The sequence below is a fragment of the Mesorhizobium sp. M7A.F.Ca.CA.004.12.1.1 genome, assembly GCF_003997835.1.
GTDB lineage: Bacteria > Pseudomonadota > Alphaproteobacteria > Rhizobiales > Rhizobiaceae > Mesorhizobium.
This window is the reverse complement of the sequence record NZ_RZRK01000572.1, coordinates 1-3,997: the sequence shown is the minus strand read 5'-3', so window position 1 is coordinate 3,997 and position 3,997 is coordinate 1. Positions and strand designations below refer to the sequence as shown.

At 59.7% G+C, this 3,997-nt stretch carries 3 protein-coding genes; 1 reads left to right on the top strand and 2 read right to left on the bottom strand.

The window, feature by feature from the left end:
* On the top strand, positions 1-1,332 hold a 1,332-nt coding region (locus EN984_RS25270; RefSeq protein ID WP_127384026.1), incomplete at its 5' end, for a Do family serine endopeptidase.
* 413 nt (positions 1,333-1,745) lie between these two features.
* Here EN984_RS25270 and EN984_RS38275 read toward each other — a convergent pair.
* Positions 1,746-1,982 carry a hypothetical protein gene (locus EN984_RS38275; RefSeq protein ID WP_127266523.1) on the bottom strand — a complete coding sequence of 79 codons (237 nt, stop codon included), beginning with the start codon at positions 1,980-1,982 and terminating at the stop codon, positions 1,746-1,748.
* 475 nt (positions 1,983-2,457) lie between these two features.
* Positions 2,458-3,711, bottom strand: coding sequence for a diguanylate cyclase (locus tag EN984_RS25260; protein WP_127266537.1), 1,254 nt, complete (start codon positions 3,709-3,711; stop codon positions 2,458-2,460).
* Positions 3,712-3,997: the final 286 nt, after the last annotated feature.

Genomic DNA, 3,997 nt, shown 5'->3' with positions numbered 1-3,997 from the left:
ACTGGCGGCCTTGCTCCGGCCACCGCACAGGAAATTCCGAACGACTTCAGCGCAATTGTGCGTCAGAAGCTGCCAGCCGTTGTCGCCATCACGACCAAGCAGATCATCCAGGATCAAACGACGCTCAACGGCTTTCTCAATCCCTTCGACGGGGCAGGGCGTATCCAGCCCCAGGTGCGGGAAGCACTCGGCTCCGGCTTTGTGATCAGTCCCGAAGGCTACATCGTCACCAATAACCATGTCGTCGCCGACGCAACTGAGATTCATGTCGTGTTCTCCGACAAGGAGACGGCGCCCGCCAGGGTGGTGGGCCGCGATCCGGCAACTGACATCGCGGTATTGAAAGTCGATCCTCGGCCCAACATGACGGCGACGGCCTGGGGGGATTCGGACGCGATGCAACCAGGGGCCTGGACCATCGCCATCGGCAGTCCCTTCGGCCTCGGGGGCACGGTCACTGTCGGCGTCCTTTCTGCCCGCTCTCGCGATATCCAGGCCGGTCCTTACGACGATTTCCTGCAGACTGACGCCTCGATCAACAGAGGTAACTCGGGAGGTCCTTTGTTCAACGCGCGCGGCGAAGTCATCGGCGTCAACACGGCAATCGTGTCGCCGTCAGGCGGCAGCATAGGCATTGGGTTCGCGGTGCCCTCGCGTACCGCTCGGACTATCGTCGACCAGCTGATCAGCACTGGCCGCATCGAGCGCGGCTTCATCGGCGTGCGTCTTCAGGAGATCACGCCCTCCATCGCCGAGGCGCTCGGAATGCCGGGCGCCAAGGGAGCGCTGGTTGCCTCTGTCGAGGCTGGCAGCCCGGCGCAGAAAGCGGGAATCCAGGCCGGCGACGTGATCACCCGGTTCAACGGCAAGGACATCCAAGGCGTCCATGACCTGACGCTGGCGGCAGCAAGCCAAAAGCCGGGATCGAAAGTGACCGTAACAATGAACCGGGGCGGCACACACCAGGAATTGTCACTGACTGTCGATCAGCGCAGGGATCAGGAGGAACCGACCGGTACCATTCCAAGCCTGGGGACAGAAGACCAGCGCCTTGGTCTATCACTGAGCCCCATTCCGGACGATGCGCGCCAGCAACTCGGCCTGCAGGCCGACAGGACGGGCGTGTTCGTCCAGGATGTCGCTCCCAACAGTCTTGCAGCCGAAAGCGGCATCCGGCCAGGCGACGTTATCGTGTCGGCCAACAACCGAAACATGACCCAGCCGTCCGACGTCCGTGAGGAATGGGCGAAATCCCGTCAGCAGAAAAGACCAATGCTGTTCCGTATCGACCGGCAGGGACAATCGCTTTTCGTTGCTGTGGCAAACTCCTGACTGACAGGCCAGAGGGCGTCGCGATCTGTGCTGCTGGCCTGGCCCCCTACCGGGCGCACCAGAGTTGTGAAGCTGATGAGCGGTGTGTTTTAGGTGGCGGTCCGTTTCAACATGCGGCTGCCGGAGCTGTTCTGCAGCTTTGCACACGCGACCTGCGACGCATCGGTCGGCGAGACCAAAGTCGACCTTAGGTTCGGCGCATCGGTGAGCACATCCTGGACAAGAACAAGGTGCGATCCGCTCCTGAGCGCGTGCGCGGCCTTGTGATGCTACTCGTACGATGGTGGGAAGTCTGAAGGCCACGCGCAAGCCCTTTGACTGAACTGAACCGGGCCCAAAGGTCGGCTTCATTGAGAAAGTGCCTGCAACGCTGCCGTGGATGACAGGGCCGAATTGCACATTCCATTGCTGATCTATTCCAGACGGGTGCCCGGTTCAGCCGGGTCGTCCTCGTCGGGCTTAAGCAAGTCAATAAGCGCGGCCCCTCGTGTTCCCGGAAGTGGGCGCCCCTGTCCCATTAACGCGTCGTCAGCAAAAGCCCACGCCCACGCCTCGCTCAATTCCTCGATCGACGCACCCGTTGCGATGATCTCCGCAACTGTAATATCGTCGGCTAATCCAATGACGGAGAGAACTTCTTGCCGTGTCATCGTTTGACCGCGTTCTGACTACAACCCAACTAGATGGAGATTTCATGGAGCACTTGCAACCGATCTAATGAGGGCTGTTGCAAGATTCCCTTGCGCAAGATCAGAGGCTGCGTAATGGCGCCATTCACCTGGCCAAACGCGCGCAACATAGGGCGCAGGGCGCAGAAATCGACGGAGCCCATGCGCTCGGCATTTGCGAAGACTCGGCAAATCATCCAGATGATCGCCCATCACTGAGGCCACTTGGTGGAACTCCTACTGGACCATCCACGCAGCGGGAATCGGCTATGGGTGTTCGCAACAACCCGGAAACTCGTTTCAGGGGATTATTCTCGAAAATCGTGGTCTGCCGGGCGCGATGTGGAGATACAGGGGAACCCTTGGGTCGTCTCGGTGGACCAAAGTCCCTGAACTAACCTGTTATCATCGACGCACGGGAACCCCGCGATTCAGAAGAGCAGATCTCGGGCCACGCCTATGCCCCAAGGCTGCCCGGCCGAATATGTTTGCGCGCGGATAACTCCGGTCTGTGAAGCAGCACCCTGTTGCGGCCGGTCTGCTTGGCCAGGTAAAGTGCGGCATCCGCCCGTTGCTGTAACTGCTCCGGCGAGATCGCCTCAGCGGTCTGAACGGCAACTCCAATGCTCAGAGTGACCCAGCGCGACACGCGGGATCCAGGGTTGGGCAAAGCGGCAGCCTCGACGCTCTTACGCATTCGTTCAGCCACAGCGGCGGCCTCTTCCTCGTTCACCCCGGGCAGGAGCACGAGGAATTCTTCGCCGCCATAACGGGCAACGTGATCGCGATCACGCCTGACGTTTTCCTTCAAGATAGTTGCGACCTTTACCAAACACCGATCTCCCTCCGCATGGCCGAGGTGGTCGTTTAGCTTCTTGAAGTTATCAATGTCGCACATCAGCATCGCGGCACCGGCAAGGCAACGTTTATCACTTCCCCATAGGTGCTCGAGTGTTTCCGTCATCCAGCGACGGTTGGAGATGCCGGTGAGTGGATCGGTCCTCGCCAGGAGTACCAGTCGATCATTGGCTTTCGCCAGTTCGGCGACCCTGCGTCGGTCGCGAAGCTCAAACAGGAAAGTCTTTTGAGCGAGAATTGTCATGATGCGCCGCGCGGCCACCGTTGCAAAGATACCGCTGGCGAAGAACAGCGTCCCAGCCACTGCACTCCCATGCGCGATGGCCGGGTTCTGCAGTTGAAGCATGAGATAAAGTCCGAGCGCCAGCGCAGCGATAGTCATCGTCCAGGCCAGGGGGATCCCGAAGATTATGATGGCTGTAATGGCCACGAACAACATGACGTTCAATTGCCGTTCGTAGAACTCGCCACCAGCGCTTGCTCCGACCAATGCGACTGACAACAAGATAAGGAACATGCCTGCGATCAGCGAGGTTCCTTGGAGCCAAGGCGCCTGCGGTTTACGCCAAACAAGGACGACGGCCAACGCCACGGGCGGGATGATGGCGCCGGGCAGGAGCATGGACTGCGCTACGACCCATGGAAGCAACGCCGCGTTCAGTGCCAACGTCAGCACATCCAAAAATGCCACCCAGATCATCCACGCGCGGATGATTTTGGCCGTTTGCGACCAGACACGTACTCGAAATAGGCGTTCGATCTCGCCACGCAGGCTGATTTCGCGCGTACGGCGCGCCAGAAGCCGGTCGACCTCAGCGGCTAGGGCAGGATCATCCTGCACATCGGGGGGCATCAGATCTGACAAGTCGATAGGCCTTACGCTGCTTTCTCCTGAACATCTATCCAAGCCATAGGCGGTCGGCGGTGGGCAATCATGTCAACTTACCCTGAAGATTTGATTTATAGCTGTGATTTGCGAACACTCGGTCCCAAACCATCTGATCCTCGATGCGCGTAGCCGAATTAACCTTTGTAATTGCGGTGGCGCTGCACCGCGGTTATCCACGCCGCCGCCGGGCTCGGCGAGATGTCCCGGGAGCTTCTGAAGTCGAGCACGTGAAGGAATGGGGGTGATGCCG

Bases quoted from the DNA above. Each gene is read 5' to 3' on its own strand.
- EN984_RS38275 (WP_127266523.1), bottom strand. From the start codon at position 1,982: ATGACACGGCAAGAAGTTCTCTCCGTCATTGGATTAGCCGACGATATT.
- EN984_RS25260 (WP_127266537.1), bottom strand. From the start codon at position 3,711: ATGCCCCCCGATGTGCAGGATGATCCTGCCCTAGCCGCTGAGGTCGAC.